Source organism: Porcincola intestinalis, assembly GCF_009696445.1.
Lineage (GTDB): Bacteria > Bacillota > Clostridia > Lachnospirales > Lachnospiraceae > Porcincola > Porcincola intestinalis.
The window spans coordinates 93,927-108,829 of sequence record NZ_VULZ01000010.1 but is presented as its reverse complement, the minus strand read 5'-3'; the positions used below and the strand labels follow the sequence as shown (position 1 = coordinate 108,829).

Annotated in this window: 14 protein-coding genes; 4 read left to right on the top strand and 10 right to left on the bottom strand. The window is 53.7% G+C overall.

Annotated features, from left to right (window positions below):
- Nucleotides 1-304: 304 nt before the first annotated feature.
- Complete coding sequence (locus FYJ35_RS10000) at nucleotides 305-976, top strand: response regulator transcription factor (RefSeq protein WP_154526087.1); 672 nt, start codon at nucleotides 305-307, stop codon at nucleotides 974-976.
- Here FYJ35_RS10000 and FYJ35_RS09995 read toward each other — a convergent pair.
- A complete protein-coding gene (locus FYJ35_RS09995; RefSeq protein ID WP_154526085.1) occupies nucleotides 966-2,000 on the bottom strand; it encodes a hypothetical protein in 1,035 nt (344 codons plus the stop codon). The genes FYJ35_RS10000 and FYJ35_RS09995 overlap by 11 nt on opposite strands.
- 13 nt (nucleotides 2,001-2,013) lie before the next feature.
- Nucleotides 2,014-3,645 carry an MBOAT family O-acyltransferase gene (locus FYJ35_RS09990; RefSeq protein ID WP_154526083.1) on the bottom strand — a complete coding sequence of 544 codons (1,632 nt, stop codon included), beginning with the start codon at nucleotides 3,643-3,645 and terminating at the stop codon, nucleotides 2,014-2,016.
- Nucleotides 3,646-3,964: 319 nt separating this feature from the next.
- Between FYJ35_RS09990 and FYJ35_RS09985 the strand changes: the two genes are divergently transcribed.
- Both FYJ35_RS09985 and FYJ35_RS09980 read left to right on the top strand, forming a co-directional pair.
- Complete coding sequence (locus FYJ35_RS09985; protein ID WP_235906529.1) at nucleotides 3,965-4,948, top strand: SPFH domain-containing protein; 984 nt, start codon at nucleotides 3,965-3,967, stop codon at nucleotides 4,946-4,948.
- A 14-nt stretch (nucleotides 4,949-4,962) separates the two neighbouring features.
- A complete protein-coding gene (locus FYJ35_RS09980) occupies nucleotides 4,963-5,163 on the top strand; it encodes a PTS ascorbate transporter subunit IIC (RefSeq protein WP_277067575.1) in 201 nt (66 codons plus the stop codon).
- On the opposite strand, the gene FYJ35_RS09975 is transcribed toward FYJ35_RS09980, so the two are convergent.
- The 8 genes from FYJ35_RS09975 to FYJ35_RS09945 form a co-directional block, all read right to left on the bottom strand.
- Nucleotides 5,157-6,395 (bottom strand): YibE/F family protein, encoded by a 1,239-nt coding sequence (locus tag FYJ35_RS09975; protein ID WP_235906516.1) that lies wholly within the window; start codon nucleotides 6,393-6,395, stop codon nucleotides 5,157-5,159. The genes FYJ35_RS09980 and FYJ35_RS09975 overlap by 7 nt on opposite strands.
- A gap of 132 nt (nucleotides 6,396-6,527) precedes the next feature.
- Nucleotides 6,528-7,913 (bottom strand): metallophosphoesterase, encoded by a 1,386-nt coding sequence (locus FYJ35_RS09970; protein WP_235906528.1) that lies wholly within the window; start codon nucleotides 7,911-7,913, stop codon nucleotides 6,528-6,530.
- Entirely contained in the window at nucleotides 7,879-8,121 is a 243-nt protein-coding gene (locus FYJ35_RS14760) for a hypothetical protein (RefSeq protein ID WP_235906515.1), read from the bottom strand. The genes FYJ35_RS09970 and FYJ35_RS14760 overlap by 35 nt, the downstream gene beginning before the upstream one ends.
- Nucleotides 8,122-8,253: 132 nt before the next feature.
- A complete protein-coding gene (gene phoU / locus FYJ35_RS09965) occupies nucleotides 8,254-8,949 on the bottom strand; it encodes a phosphate signaling complex protein PhoU (RefSeq protein WP_154526079.1) in 696 nt (231 codons plus the stop codon).
- A 189-nt stretch (nucleotides 8,950-9,138) separates the two neighbouring features.
- The gene (pstB, locus tag FYJ35_RS09960; RefSeq protein ID WP_154526078.1) at nucleotides 9,139-9,900 is read right to left on the bottom strand and encodes a phosphate ABC transporter ATP-binding protein PstB; all 762 of its coding nucleotides are present in this window, start codon (nucleotides 9,898-9,900) and stop codon (nucleotides 9,139-9,141) included.
- Nucleotides 9,901-9,922: 22 nt separating this feature from the next.
- Entirely contained in the window at nucleotides 9,923-10,843 is a 921-nt protein-coding gene (gene pstA / locus FYJ35_RS09955) for a phosphate ABC transporter permease PstA (protein ID WP_154526076.1), read from the bottom strand.
- The gene (gene pstC, locus FYJ35_RS09950; RefSeq protein WP_154526074.1) at nucleotides 10,840-11,733 is read right to left on the bottom strand and encodes a phosphate ABC transporter permease subunit PstC; all 894 of its coding nucleotides are present in this window, start codon (nucleotides 11,731-11,733) and stop codon (nucleotides 10,840-10,842) included. The genes pstA and pstC overlap by 4 nt, the downstream gene beginning before the upstream one ends.
- A 118-nt stretch (nucleotides 11,734-11,851) precedes the next feature.
- Entirely contained in the window at nucleotides 11,852-12,784 is a 933-nt protein-coding gene (locus tag FYJ35_RS09945; RefSeq protein ID WP_154526072.1) for a phosphate ABC transporter substrate-binding protein, read from the bottom strand.
- 303 nt (nucleotides 12,785-13,087) lie between these two features.
- Here FYJ35_RS09945 and FYJ35_RS09940 point away from each other — a divergent pair, with 303 nt between their 5' ends.
- Nucleotides 13,088-14,875, top strand: coding sequence for a Na/Pi cotransporter family protein (locus FYJ35_RS09940; RefSeq protein ID WP_154526070.1), 1,788 nt, complete (start codon nucleotides 13,088-13,090; stop codon nucleotides 14,873-14,875).
- The last annotated feature ends 28 nt before the right edge of the window (nucleotides 14,876-14,903 follow it).

Genomic DNA, 14,903 nt, shown 5'->3' with positions numbered 1-14,903 from the left:
CTTCATTCTGACATGTTGAAACAATTCTACCATGTACCCGGAGGGCTGTCACGCATGCCCTGTTCCTGCGCCAGACCACTTTACGCAGATTTTTCATTTGCTTATCGATCTTTTTACATCCTTCTGGTATCCTGTGAGTTAAGTGCCGGACTTTTTACACTCGACTTTTGACACTCATTTATGATTACGCGTGTCAATAAGTCCTGCCACCACCTGCATGCAAGCATGCGTGGTGGCGGACTTTTGACACTGTAATCACTCTGTTACGGAAGACAGCATTTTTCTTACAGGAGCGAAATCGGACATGGCTGAGATTTACATTGTTGAGGATGACAGAGATATTCAGGAGATTGAGAGCATTGCACTGAAGAATTCCGGACATACCGTCCAGGGCTTCTCGAACGGAAAGGATTTCTTCCGGGCTGTCTCGGAGAAGATGCCAGATCTGGTTCTCCTTGACATCATGCTCCCCGATATGGATGGAAATGAAATTCTGAAAAAGCTTCGCCAAAATGAGATGACGGCTCATGTTCCGGTCATCATGGTGACGGCAAAAACGGCCGAGATCGATATGATCAAGGGACTCGATATCGGTGCTGACGATTATATCAAAAAGCCCTTCTCCGTCATGGAGCTGATCACGCGCGTGAAAGCCCTGCTCCGGAGAACCCAGGGCGACCAGATCCGGCCTGTCCTGCAGCTGGAAAATGTGTGCCTTGACAGCTCCCGCCGCATCGTCACAGTTGATGGCCAGCCGATTGATCTGACATACAAGGAATTCGAGCTGCTGCGGCTTCTGATGAGCAATCCGGGCATCGTCATGACAAGAGACGTCATCATGCAGCGCGTCTGGGATACAAACTTCGAGGGGGAGTCCCGCACCGTTGACATGCACATCAAGACTCTGCGCCAGAAGCTCGGGAATTCCGCAGACCGCATCAAGACCATCCGGAATGTGGGCTACGTCATGGAGTGAGTCCCTGCGCCGCAGCCCGTTCTCTCATCTTCGCGAGCATCCTGCTTTCCCGCTTCTGGTACCGTGCCGCCAGCCCGTTCCATCCGCTGTAGGCCGGATCGGACCGCTTGTCGAAAAGCGCCGGCACTTCTGTCTGAAGCATCCTCTGAAGATAAGCCGTCGTCTTCCGCGCTCCTGACAGATTCAGGTGATCACCTCCATCGAGGCTGTCCGTCGTCCAATCGATTCCGACCTCCCCGGTCTTCAGGTTCAGGTCGGTATACGGCACGCCCAGCTCTTCTGACAGGCGCGCGAGTGTGTTGTGTCGCTTCATATTGTAATTCTTCGGGGATGGCGCACTGTACAGGAGCAGTTCCATCCCTCTTCTCTCACAGATTTTTTGAATCTTTTTAAGAATCCGGACATTCTGAGGGTCAATCGGCTCTGTCCCGTCATCGGGATTCATATAATCGCCAAGCTGCTTCGGCGGTCTGATTGTAGGCATCAGCCGAAATCCCTTCCAGACCCTTCGTTTGTTCTTCGGCTTTTCGATGGCATCCTTCCAGAGATTATGCAGCCGGAAGATCTGAAATGCATTCTGCCCGGCCTGCTGAAGCAGCAGTTCATCTGCCTTTCCAGGTTCCAGATCAGTATAAAGCGCATGTGTCTCGATGAGCAGTGCCTTCGGGTGCTGCCGTCTGAGCGCCGCCTGGAGGATGGAATTCATTTCCACCATCGTCTCCCCCGGAATCGATGCCAGGTAGGCCGGAATGCCGCCGCCAAGCCACAGCTCCATCGGGGAGAAGGACGCAAAGGCCTCACTGTTTCCAAGTACAAGGACATCCAGGCTGTTCTTTTTCTCCTGCTCAAGATCCCAGTAGACCGTGTTGCGGGAGCGATATCCATGCTTTGCCTCCGCGCCGGTGATCTCCATAAAAAGCCGTGACGCCAGAAGCAGCAGGACCAGCAGGCAGGCCAAAAATGCAAGCACCTGCAGTGCGGTCCTTCTTCCTGACCGGATCGATTTTGATGTCTCTTTTCCCATATTGCTGTACCCTTCAGAATCCGGCATAGATCAGGTCGACTGCCTGATAGCCGGTTCCGTATGCGCCAAAAATGATCACCGCGAATATAAGCACATTGTAAAGTGCCCACCGGACCGGGAGCTTTCTTGCAAAAACCCAGTCCCGGATGGAAAAGCCGCGCTCACGCAGCAGATCATAGAGAAAGACAACAGCTGTTCCGCCGATGATGGCTGTCCAGTCTGCCATTCCCAGGCCGAATGTCAGGAGCGTCCCGTCCCAGAGGCGGCTGATTCCAAAACTGTGAAACAGACTCCGGAACATGCAGAATCCTGCCCGCAGCCCCGGTGCGCGGAAGAACATCTCCCCGGTGAAAATGATCACCCAGGTTCTCAGAATCCTCAGCAGCGTGGCACCCCGGCCGTTCTGACGGATCCCTGTCCTGCGGTAAAAGCCCGCCTTGACCGGCTCAAGCGCCAGCTCCAGGATCAGCAGCACAAGATAATAGATCCCGTAGAAGATGTAGTTCCATTCCGCTCCATGCCACAGGCCGTTGAACAGCCAGACAGGCGTCAGCGCCAGCGCAGAGACGGCCAGCTTCGCCACATACCGTCCGGACATTTTCCGGAGTCTTTTCCCCAGCTTTTTGGCCGTTGTCGATGCGGCGACCGGATAGAACAGATAGTCCTTCAGCCAGGCGCCGAGTGAGATATGCCATCTTCTCCAGAATTCCGATGCTGTCTGAGAGAAAAAGGGCTGGCGAAAATTCTCCGGCAGACGGATGCCAAACAGTCTGGCAGAGCCGATGACCACATCCATCATCCCGGAGAACTCCATGTAAAGCTGGACCGTGTAGCAGACGGCTGCCACAATGATCAGCACACCATTCTGTTTTTCATATTCCCCGAACAACGTCGCAACGATGATGTTCAGCCGGTCGGCCACGACCAGCTTCTTGAACATCCCCCAGCAGATGCGCATAGCGGAGGCTGTCATTTCCTCCAGCGTGCGCGGCACGCCGCTCTGCGCCTGAATGCCCGGCATACCGCATCTCGTTATTTCCACCTTCTCCGGAAGGCTGGAAAACTGCATCGCAGTATCTCCGTAGCGTGCAATCGGTCCTTCCATCGTCTGCGGAAAGAACCCCAGGAAAAGCGCAATCCGGATGAAATCCCTGTCCGCCGGAATTCTTCTCCAGTAGACCTCGAGAAGATATCCCACCGCTTCAAGCGTATAGAAGGATATACCGATCGGCACAAGCAGCCTTGGCGCGATGATCGCAGCCCCGCCTGCATGCACAACCAGCTTGTTCAGCTGCCGTACAAAAAAGCCGGTATATTTCAGATAGAAAAGAACCCCAAACAGAACACCATTCGCAAGGAGCATCGCAGCATGATGTGCCATCGCCTGTTTTCTGTACGGATCCCGGGAAGCAGCGGCTGCACTCTCCGGAAGCCCTTCTCCAAGCTTCCCGATCCAGATCCCCATGAGGTAAGTCCATACCGTCGTTCCGAGAAGATAGACAATCAGATACCGGCTGCATAGAAAGAAGTACAGCCAGGAGGCACCGGCAAGCACATACCTTCTGGATCGTTTCGGACAGATGGAGAATAATAGAAGAACCAACGGGAGAAATCCCAGCAGGTAAGACAGTTGATGATAGCCCATGCGTGATCAGAGAATCCTTTCCTTACAGATGATTCGTGCAGTATTCAAAACCATACGCCCAATTATATCTGGTTTGCCAGATCGTAGCGTACCCGGATCTGCAATAAAAGTGTCATAAAACAGCCTGACGTTCTTGACAGCACGTTAAGTTTTGATATCATTTAGATATCAGTAAGACATCTTCGCAAATTGGAGGGAGGATCCAATCATGATGGACAATCTGAATCAGAATCAGAATCAAACGTCAAGTACAGCTGCCGGAAAACAGCCTCAGGATGTAAATGTAAAGGAAAAGATATTGAATGCCAGGAAGAACGGTATGCTCGTTCTCACCCTGACCCTTGCACTCGAGATCGGACTGGTGCTTCTGACCGTCTTTTTCATCTCAACCGACGCCCCTCTGGCGCTCCAGGTCATTTCCATGATCCTGGCCTGCATCTGCTGGCTTCCGCTGGCAGGTCTGCGTGTCCTGAAGCCGCAGGAGGCGCTCGTCATCACACTGTTCGGCGACTACATTGGAACACTGAAGGGACCTGGCTTCTATGCGGTCAATCCCTTCTGCAGCAGCTTCAATCCCGCTAAGAGAACCCAGCTTGGACAGAGCCGGGATGTGAACGATGGCGACAAAAATTCTGTCGCAGCAGCACTGCTGAAGGGTGCCGCCGAGCCCTCCACCCCCTCTTCCAGCGGGAATGTCATTTCTCTCAAGGTGATGACCCTAAACAACAGCCGACAGAAGGTCAACGACGCGCTCGGAAACCCGGTCGAAGTCGGGGTCGCCGTCATGTGGCGGGTTGTCGATACAGCGAGGGCTGTCTTCACCGTCGACAACTTCAAGGAATACCTCTCGCTCCAATGCGATGCGGCCGTCCGCAATGTCGTGAAGATCTATCCATACGACGTCGCGCCGAACATTGACACCACAGGCGACGGTCAGGCGGACGACGGTTCCCTGCGCGGCTCAACAGAGGTCGTCGCAAAGCGGATCCGGGACGAGATCCAGAGCAAGGTTGAGGTTGCCGGGCTCGAGATCCTGGATGCCCGCATTACTTACCTGGCCTACGCGCCGGAGATCGCGGCCGCGATGCTGCAGCGCCAGCAGGCATCGGCAATCGTCGATGCGAGAAAACTGATCGTAGACGGTGCTGTCGGTATGGTTCAGATGGCGCTTGAGAAGCTGAAGGAAGATAATGTTGTCGATCTCGACGACGAGCGAAAGGCTGCCATGGTCTCCAACCTGCTGGTCGTTCTATGCGGCAATCGTGATGCGCAGCCAGTCGTCAACTCCGGCTCGCTGTATTAAGCTGAAAAGGAGGGATACGCTTGGCAAAGAAACAGATTCCGCTCAGGTTGAATGAAAAGCTCTACGATGCAATCGCTGCCTGGGCAGAGGATGATTTCCGCTCTGTCAACGGCCAGATCGAATACCTCCTGACCGAATGCGTTCGGCAGCGCAAGAAAGATGGGAAGTACGTTTCGCAGCATCTCGACGAGCCGCCGGAGCTGGATCTTCACTGAAGAATCCGTTCTGTGGATTCTGACGGCTTCCCACGGAAAATCCAGGATGCGATCAGCACGGTAATCGGGACGGACAGCACAATGCCGAAGCTGCCGGAAAGGCCCTGCATGACAGCAATTCCGATGTTGTTGGAATTGAGGACCTGTGCAGCCGGAAGATCGTAGGCAAAATTCAGGACCAGCTGAGAGACCTCCGTCCCGACAAAAGCAAGAAGCAGCGTATTAGAATCCGTTCCCATCATATCTCTTCCCACACGCATACCCGCACAGAAAAGTTCCCATCTGGAAATCCCGGGATTCTGTCTGCACACTTCCTGCATTGAGCTGGATATAGACATCGCCACATCCATCTCCGCACCGAGCGCCGAGATCAGAATTCCTGCAAAGAGAAGGCCTCCGACCTTAATGCGGTTTGACTCCCAGATCGTCAGCAATGTCTCGATGTTCGAGACATTCCAGCCGCTGATTCCCGTCACCAGAGAGAAAATCTCCGCAAAGATTCCGGCGATCACAACACCTGAGACCGTCCCGAGCGTTGCAGTGATCGTCTTGCGGCTGATTCCGCCGATGCACCAGAAGGTCAGAATGGTCGTCAGGGCACAGATCACAACGGCGGAGCGGATTGGCGAGACCCGCAGATAGATGAGCGGAATCCAGATAAAAATGATGATGAAGAACGTGATGATGAGGCCGGCGGAAGCCTTCAATCCCTGCCGACCGCCGACCGCGATCAGGGTTGCAAGATACAGCAGGCCAAAAAGAAGGATCATCCCACCTCGGTCTCTGGAATAGACGGAGGATACCGTTGAGTCACCGGAGACGGATTGAACGACTATGACATGAAGACCGGGCGTGCAGGCTGTCCCAAACAGGAAACCAGATGCAGAGGTCATTTGAATGACCTCTCCTTTGCGCACTCCTGTTGTCATTTTCACTGTCACGACCTGTTCTCCACTGCGTGTCCCGTCTGCCTGCAGGTTGTCCTGCAGGACTTTCTGCACAACCCCCTTCTCATATGTATTCCCGGTGCGGGTGACAAGCTCCGTCTTTTTCATCGTGTTCAGCCTGTAGGCTGCAAGAATCAGAATAAGAAAGATGGTCGCCATCACCGTCCGCCGGACCCAGATTCTTTTTCCGCATGACGTGCTTTCTTTCAGTTTCTCAATCCTTCTTCCGGTCACAGTTGTCTGCTTCTCTTTGATCATTGGCTTTTTGACCGTAAATCGTCCCATATCTCAGCTCCACAATATCTGTATATGAAAGGCTGCCCCGGGCTCTTACGCCTGGAGCAGCTTCTTCCAAACCCTGTATGTCTGATCTGCCCTGCGCTGTTATCGCACAGAGCAGCTGATTGGTGTTCAGGTTTACTGTGCCTCGGTCACAGCTGAAGTTTCATCTGAAGAATCCGTCTTGTTGATGGTGAAGGTGTCATCGATCGCCTCGACCGATCCATCGTCCTTGATTTGGTACGTATCGATCGTGAAAGCACTGTCGCTCAAAGAGATGACTGAGTAGGACGGAAGCCAGTTCTGGCTGCGGACTTCTACATAATCCTGCTGTGTCTCCGCCAGCTCATAGTACTTGGAACCGGATGCGGAGTTTGCAGTCATGTAGAGGATCCCAGTCGGATTGTTGACGGAATTGCCATCCACATCCTCGATGGTGTAGCAACTGTTGTCCTGGTCGAACTTTTCCTTCGCAGCCTTCTCGTCATCGGTCGCGTCCGACGTATCAAGCTTGATTGCTTCATCCGTGTCAACATTGTAAGCATGGTCCCAATCATAGTCCTTGCCTGTATCATCCAGTCTGAACTCATACTTACCATGCTCCTGACCATCGCCTTCCAGCATCTTGGTTCTGCTGTAGGTGTGGTCATGGCCCTGGAGAACGACGTCGATATCATTCTCATCAAAAAGCGGTGTCAACTGTGTACGAAGGATCATGCCATCTGTGTTGGAATGGTCAAGCCCTGAACCATAGATGTCCTGATGGATCGTGACGATTCTCCACTTTGCGTCCGGGTTCGAGGCCACCGCTTCCTTGATTGTCTCCGCATGCTCCGCGACATTGTAATTGTTTGTATTCAGCACGATAAAAAGGCCGGGTCCATAGCTGTAGTAGTAGTCGCCGCCTGCTTCCGTCTGTCCTTTCCCAGTCTGGTTCGGATTGAAGAAGTGATATCCGTAATCCTTCGTCAGGGAGTCATGATTGCCGATTGTGGTCGCCTCTGCGATGCCGGACAATTTTTCTGCGTTCAGGTAGCTGGCAAATTCCTCTTCCTTCGGGTTCCCTGTGTTGTTGACCTGGTCGCCTGCGGAAATGATATAGTTGATGTCCTTGTTCTGATCCAGCGCGATGTTCAGCGTCCGGTTCCATGCAAAGCCATCATTCTCGGCTGCCGTGTTCGCCTCGCCGCTGTCCTCCGCAAGCTCCTCGGAGGAGGAAGTCGGCTGTCCCTTTGAGGTTCCAACCTGCGGATCGCCTACAAAGAGCATCTTGACCGTATCAAAAGACTGGGTGTCAAACTCTGCGGGATCTGTCTGCTTTCCATCCTTCTGGACCGTATAGTAATACTTCGTCGATTCCTTCAAGCCCGTGACCGTCACATGATTGTAATAGTACTGAGTGTCACCTGTGAAGGTTTTGTCAACTTCTCCGCTCTCTCCGTCAAACTCCTGGAGCTTCTCCTGATCCTCTCCGAAGAATACCTTGGCATCATCCTTCGATTTGGAATACCATCCGAAATTCAGCTGTGTCTGGTCTGCGCCGACTGAGATGGAAACCTTCTCGTAGTCTGCCGCAACAGTCGGCCACTTTTTTTGTCCAGTCTTCCCAGCCGGAATCCTTTCCTGTCACGCTGGAGTCATTGAAATGAGCGGTCGATGCCATTGCAGACACGCTCAGACATGCCGCAAGCGTTCCCGTCAGAATCATTCCAGTGATTTTGTGATTCAGCATTCCGTTTTCCCTCCTGCAAGTTATCCTGTTTTTTTGATTACAGGAAGAGTGTACATGCAGAATGTGAACTCTGACCGCCTGCCGCCGTGAAATGTCTGTAAAAAATAAGAAAGGCCGTCGTGGCTTCTGCTGTCACTGTGGGTCGTCCTTGCTCTCCCTGGCATAGCGGTCCGTGAACATGATGTTCAGTTCGCCCTTTGTGATAAAAGAAATCCAGGACGCGACGGCAGTCACGTGGTCCGCCATCCGCTCTACATACTTGTCGATGAACAGATAATCCAGATACTGCTCGATGGCATCTGTGTCTGCCTTGATGGCATCCCGGATTTCCTGAACATTCTTCTCAAACAGATCATCGATGACATCATCTGCCTTTACGACCTTTTCTGCCAGCTGAAGATCTTCATTATGGAAGGCCTCCACCATGTCGGCGACCATCTGCCTCATGGACGAGAAGGCCTCACCAAGATGAGCCGGAGGCGTGACGGTTTTCAGGGACGCCAGCTTCTTGATGTAGATGGCGATGTCACTGCAGTTGTCCGCGATCCGCTCCAGGTCGCTGATCATCCGCATGTAGCTCGCCAGCCGTCTCCAGTCCGATGCGATTGGCTGCTCCTTGACGACAATCTGAATACACCGCTCCTCGATGTCTGTCTCCATCGCATCGATCAGTGCATCATTCTTCATGATCGCATTCGCCGCCACGACATCCATCTTCTCCAGCGCGATGATCGTCCGGTCAATGGCGAGCAGCACCTGCTTGCCCATCGTCTCCACCCGGTCATTGATCTCCTTCAACTCCAGGTCATATCCTTTCCGTGTTCCCATACTTACCTCCTGACTCTCCGGGACGAACTGCCTGGGTGACTCTCATTCAGTCCGTCTGTCTTTCTCTGGTATATGCTCAACCGGTCTTCTGCCTGCGTAAGCTTCTTCAGTCCCCATCATTCTCCACGGCACAGCTGACAAGCCGCTTCCAGTCTGATACGGCCGCCTGTTCCCTGCCGTGCCCGGCAGTCAGCCGAACCTTCCGGTGATGTATTCTTCCGTCTTCTTGTTCTTCGGATTGAGGAAGAGATCCTTTGTCGCACCGGCCTCGATCAGCTCGCCCAGCAGGAAGAAGGCCGTCGTGTCGGAGATCCGGTTTGCCTGCTGCATGTTGTGCGTGACAATCACGATGGTGTACTTTTTCTTCATTTCCACAGCCAGATCCTCGATCTTCATCGTGGAGATCGGATCCAGCGCCGAAGTCGGCTCATCCATCAGAACGACCTCCGGATGAACGGCGACGGTCCTCGCAATACAGAGCCGCTGCTGCTGCCCGCCGGAGAGTCCCAGCGCAGATTTGTGCAGGCGGTCCTTGAATTCATCCCAGATTCCGACCTCGCGCAGGGAGGTCTCTACAATCTCATCCAGTTCGCTCTTCTTTTTGATCCCACGGATTCTCGGTCCATAGGCGACATTCTCATAGATGGATTTCGGAAAAGGATTGGGCTGCTGGAAGACCATCCCGACTCTCTGCCTCAGCTCGATGGCGCTCATGTCTGTCTTATAGATGTCTTTTCCGTCCAGAAGGACATCTCCTTCAATTTTGCAGCCTTCGACGAAATCGTTCATACGGTTCAAGGTCTTCAGGAAGGTTGACTTGCCGCAGCCGGAGGGTCCGATCAGTGCCGTGATCTTGTTGGCCTCGATTTCAAAATTGATATTCTTCAGCGCGTGGAAATCCCCGTAGTAGAGATTCAGATTCCTCGCTGTAAACTTGCTGTTTTCACTCATCTCTTCTTATCCTCCCAAAGGCTCACTTGGTATCGCCCATCTTCTTCCGGATTCTCCCCTCCAGATAATGCGCAAGCAGGGAGAAGGACAGCACCAGAATCATCAGAATCGCCGCACTCAGATTGGCAACATCCTCCGCGCCGACGGACGCCGTGAAGGAGGACCAAATTTTCAGAGAGAGGGTGCCGCCGCGTCTGAGCGGGTTAAACGGGTTCAGCGACGGATTGATCCACGCATGTGGATTCCACTTGATGTTGGTGTCGGAACCGGAGGTATACAGAAGTGCTGCTGCCTCGCCGAAACCACGGCCGGCGGCCAGGATGACACCCGTGATAATTCTCGGAACACAGGCCGGAATCAGAACCGACTGGATCGTCTGCCGGAGCGTCGCCCCCATGCCAAGAGACCCGAGCTTATAGCTCGGCGGAAGGCTTCTGAGCGCATCCTCCGTCGTTGTCGTCATCAGCGGGAGGGACAGAATGGCCACACAGATCGAACCTGCCAGAAGGCTTGGCTGTGAATGGGTCGCAACCAGAAAGATCAGATATCCGAACAGGCCGACTACGATTGACGGTAGGGAGGACAGCGTCTCGATTGCGATTCGGAGAAATTTCGTAAAAGCATTGTCTTTTGCATATTCTGCCATGTAGATCCCGCCCATCACACCGATCGGCACCGAGATCAGAAGAGACAGAAAGACCAGATAAATGGTATTGAAGAAATAGTTTCCGATTCCATTTCTGTCAAACCGGAACATCTCCGGCGTTGCACCGGCAAAGCCCTTGATGATAACGTAGCCTGCAAACGCAAACAGCAGAAGAAGGAAAAACAGTGCAACCAGGTAAAACACGACGGTCCAGATCCGGTCAACAGCCTTCGCGCGACCGATCAGACCTCTGGAGGGTGTCAGATCTTTTGTCTGCTCGTTTTTGATCTCTGTCATGATTCTTTCTTCGCCCCCTTTGCCGCAATCAGATGAATCAGGAACATGAACAGCAGCGAAATCAGATACAGGACAAACGCGATCGTCCAGAGCCCTGCCTTGGCTTCACTGCCCTCCATCAGCTCCGCCATCCGTGACGCAATGACGGTTGTCATGGTTGCTGTCTGTCCGAAGATTCCTTTTGGAAATGCAGGTGTCTTGCCAATGACCATAGCCACGGCAAGTGCCTCGCCGAACGCCCTGGCAAGTCCGAGGATCACACCGGTCAGCACACTCGTTTTCGCAGCCGGCATCACAATCTGATGGATGACCTGCCAGCGCGTCGCGCCAAGGCCGTACGCCGCCATCCTTGCGGAGACCGGCACCGCACGGATCGCATCCGCCGCCACCGTTGTGATGGAAGGGAAAATCATGATCGCCAGGACAATGCCGCCCGCCAGTACCGACCGGCCGGTCTTGAGGTGAAACAGGCTCTGGAGCGCCGGAACCAGAACCGTCATGCCGATCCAGCCATATACAACGGAGGGGATTCCGACAAAGATCTCCACCGCCGGGCGCAGAATCCGGTTTCCGGTCTTCGGCGCGATCTCCGTCATGAAGATGGCGACTGCCAGTGAGAACGGCACCGCGATCAAAAGCGCCAGTCCGCAGACAATCAGGGAGCCGACGATAAAGATCGCTGCACCCCCCTGTCCGCCTCCGGTCAGGTCGTCCTTCAGCTTCCAGGTCGTTGTGAACAGAAATTCCCAGAGCGTGTGATGATAGTGGTAAAAAAGGGCATTCCCCTTAATTGCAAGAAACACACCGATCGCAATCGGAAGGGCAATCATCAGAAGCCCGCAAAGCATCACAAAGAATTTCCAGGTTTTTTCTTTTCCTCTGCTATACATAGATTGGATTCTCCAAAAAAGCCCACCCGAATCGATGTTCCTTCGGGTGGGCGGGTCTCAGACTGTTTCTGCCTGACTTTTCCGGTTTCCGTCTTCTGGATCCGGGCGGTGTTGAAACTTACTGTGCCTCGGTTGCTGCTTCTGTCGCTGCGGCTGCATCCGCAGTCCCGGTGTGGCCGTCCGTCTTGGTGAGCTTGGAGGAGACGCAGTAGCCAAGGGACTCGACATCATCCGAGAAGTCGCCGGTGATGTAATCGATGAAGGCCTGGGTTGCCTCGTCTGCATCCCCCTTGGTGTACATATGCTCATAAGCCCAGACGTCATACTTGCCGCTGTAGATGTTCTCAAGCGTCGGCTCGACATCATTGATTGCAACCGTCGCAATTCCCTTCATTGCATCCTTCGCATTGTCCGGAAGAATATAGGAAAGAGCCAGGTATCCGACAGAGCCATTCGTGTCCTGAAGCGCTTTCTGAAGCTCTGCGGAGTTGTCGTTCTCCATCGCCTCGCCCGCTTCCTCTGCTCCGCCAAGCGCATACTTATCGAAGGTTGCGCGGGTTCCGGATCCCTCCGGGCGAAGGACAAGTGTGATGTCCTCATCCGGGCCCCCGACATCCTTCCAGTTGGTTGTCTCTCCCGTAAAGATCGAGACGAGCTGGTCGGTTGTCAGGCTCTTGACCCCGCCGTCAGCCACATCCTGGGAGACGACAACCGCCATGCCGATTGCGCAGACCTGATGGTCAACCAGCTCTGCGGCCTTGTCCTTATCGAGCTTCTCCTCAGCGAATACGTCAGAATCGCCGACAGTCGAAGTTCTATCTGAAACGTTCTGAAGTCCCTGTCCTGATCCGCCCGCATCGACCGTGATGTTCACACCCGGCGCGACATCGGCAAACTTGTCCGCTGCCGCCTGGACAAGCGGCTGAAGGGCGGATGATCCGGTGCAGCTGATGTCTCCGCTGATCTTGGACAGATCAGAATCCGCGAATACTGTCATGCTCATTGCCATTGCACCGATCAATGTAAGTACAGCTACCTTCCTGAACTTCATGTTTGTTCTCCTTTTTTAATGAATACCGCATCTGTATACCCCGTCGTTACGGTCAGAATCGTAACACCCGCAAATGCCTTCTTTCCACCAAGGTCCCGTAAAGTGTGAAACGCCTTGGAGAAAACAATGTATCAGTTTTGTAAAGTCAGGTCCACTTTACAAATCCTTTACATAAATAACCATTGTTATTGACACGGGCATGATATGTTTTTGATGTATTCTTTAAGGAAACGCGGCATTTAGACATTCTTCAGAAACCTGCTGCGTTCAGGATCAGGATTTCACATCCTCAGAGGACCGAACATGAACATTTTCTCTATTCTCACGCTGATCGGCGGCCTGGCACTGTTCCTCTACGGCATGAAGGCCATGGGAGACGGGCTGACGATGCTTTCCGGCGGCCGCATGGAACAGCTGCTGGAAAAACTGACCTCCACCCGCTTTTCCGGTGTCCTCCTCGGTCTGGCCGTCACGGCCGTCATCCAGTCTTCATCTGCGACGACCGTCATGGTAGTCGGCTTCGTCAACTCCGGCATCATGAAGCTGGAGCAGGCCGTCGGCGTAATCATGGGTGCCAACATCGGGACCACCGTGACCTCCTGGCTGCTCTCCCTGACCGGGGTCAGCGGGAATGCCGTGTGGATCAAGCTGCTCAAGCCCTCCTCATTTTCTCCGGTTCTGGCACTGATCGGCATCTGCTTCCTCATGTTTTCCAAGAAGGAGAAGAAGCACAATATTGGTATGATCCTGATGGGATTCGCCATCCTGATGTTCGGAATGGAGACGATGTCGGATGCCGTTGCGCCCCTCGCGGATGACAGCCGCTTCACATCCATTCTGCTGATGTTCAGCAATCCGGTGCTCGGCACTCTGATGGGGCTGGCGGTCACCGCCATCATCCAGTCTTCATCTGCTTCTGTTGGTATCCTGCAGGCACTGGCACTGACCGGGGTCGTGCCGTTCAAGACAGCCATCCCGATCATCATGGGACAGAACATCGGAACCTGCGTCACGGCGCTCATTTCCTCCATCGGAACAAGGAAGAACGCACGGCGTGCGGCGATGATTCACCTGTACTTCAACCTGATCGGCACTGTCCTGTTCATGCTGGCCTTTTACACGCTGAATCACTTTGTGCATTTTGCCTTCATGGGAGAAATGGCAACACCGGCCGGCATCGCCGTCATCCACAGCCTGTTCAACATCATCACAACGATCGTGCTCTTCCCGTTCGGCAACCAGCTGATGAAGCTGGCCATCCTGACCGTCCCGGACAAGCACTCGAAATCCGATGTTGCGGAGGATGCTGCCGCTGTTCTCAGAAGGATTGACGTCCATCTGCTGGATCGTCCTGCGATGGCGCTGGAACAGGCAAGGTATGTGACCAACCGCATGAGCGAGCTCTCCCGCGAGGCCGTCACAGATGCCCTGTCCATGATCGATTCCGGTTTTGACGAGGATCTGGACGTCAAAATCAGGGAGCTTGAGAATACCATCGACACTCTGGAGGACAAGATCGGAAGCTACCTGATCCAGATCCCGGGGCATGACATGTCCCAGAAGGACAGCCGCCTGTATTCACTGATCCAGCACAACATCGGAAACTTCGAGCGGATCTCGGACCATGCGGTCGGCATCTCGGACACCTTCCGGGAAATGGATGAAAAGAAGCTTCATTTTTCGAGCGAGGCCTGCAGCGAGCTGAAGGTCATGCGCCAGGCTGTCACGGACATTCTGGACATGTCCACCGACTCTTTCTGCACGCTGAATACGGAGAAGGCAGAGTACGTCCTGCCGCTCGAGGAAGTCATCGACGCCCTGAACCTGGAGGAAAAGCAGCGCCATATTGAACGCCTGCGCAAGGGAAGGTGTACAATTGAGCTTGGCTTTATCCTGGCAGATTTGACAACCTACATGGAGCGTATCTCCGATCACTGCTCGAATATCGCGGTGTGTACATTATCATTGAAGGAAGACGAAATCGGCGTCCACGAGTATCAGGACATCATCAAGACAAGAAACAGCGAGGCCTATAAGAAAGGGCTGCGGGAGATGGAGGCTCGGTATCTTCTCCCGAAAGCAGAAGCATAAATGGCAGAAAGGACAGAAAGGGAGGGTT

Excerpts from the sequence above, each read along its gene's own strand:
- pstA (WP_154526076.1), bottom strand. The coding sequence starts at position 10,843 with ATGACAGAGATCAAAAACGAGCAGACAAAAGATCTGACACCCTCCAGA.
- pstB (WP_154526078.1), bottom strand. The coding sequence starts at position 9,900 with ATGAGTGAAAACAGCAAGTTTACAGCGAGGAATCTGAATCTCTACTAC.
- FYJ35_RS09990 (WP_154526083.1), bottom strand. The coding sequence starts at position 3,645 with ATGGGCTATCATCAACTGTCTTACCTGCTGGGATTTCTCCCGTTGGTT.
- FYJ35_RS09975 (WP_235906516.1), bottom strand. The coding sequence starts at position 6,395 with ATGGGACGATTTACGGTCAAAAAGCCAATGATCAAAGAGAAGCAGACA.
- FYJ35_RS10000 (WP_154526087.1), top strand. The coding sequence starts at position 305 with ATGGCTGAGATTTACATTGTTGAGGATGACAGAGATATTCAGGAGATT.
- pstC (WP_154526074.1), bottom strand. The coding sequence starts at position 11,733 with ATGTATAGCAGAGGAAAAGAAAAAACCTGGAAATTCTTTGTGATGCTT.
- FYJ35_RS09995 (WP_154526085.1), bottom strand. The coding sequence starts at position 2,000 with ATGGGAAAAGAGACATCAAAATCGATCCGGTCAGGAAGAAGGACCGCA.
- FYJ35_RS09940 (WP_154526070.1), top strand. The coding sequence starts at position 13,088 with ATGAACATTTTCTCTATTCTCACGCTGATCGGCGGCCTGGCACTGTTC.
- FYJ35_RS09945 (WP_154526072.1), bottom strand. The coding sequence starts at position 12,784 with ATGAAGTTCAGGAAGGTAGCTGTACTTACATTGATCGGTGCAATGGCA.
- FYJ35_RS09985 (WP_235906529.1), top strand. The coding sequence starts at position 3,965 with ATGCTCGTTCTCACCCTGACCCTTGCACTCGAGATCGGACTGGTGCTT.
- phoU (WP_154526079.1), bottom strand. The coding sequence starts at position 8,949 with ATGGGAACACGGAAAGGATATGACCTGGAGTTGAAGGAGATCAATGAC.
- FYJ35_RS14760 (WP_235906515.1), bottom strand. The coding sequence starts at position 8,121 with ATGCTGAATCACAAAATCACTGGAATGATTCTGACGGGAACGCTTGCG.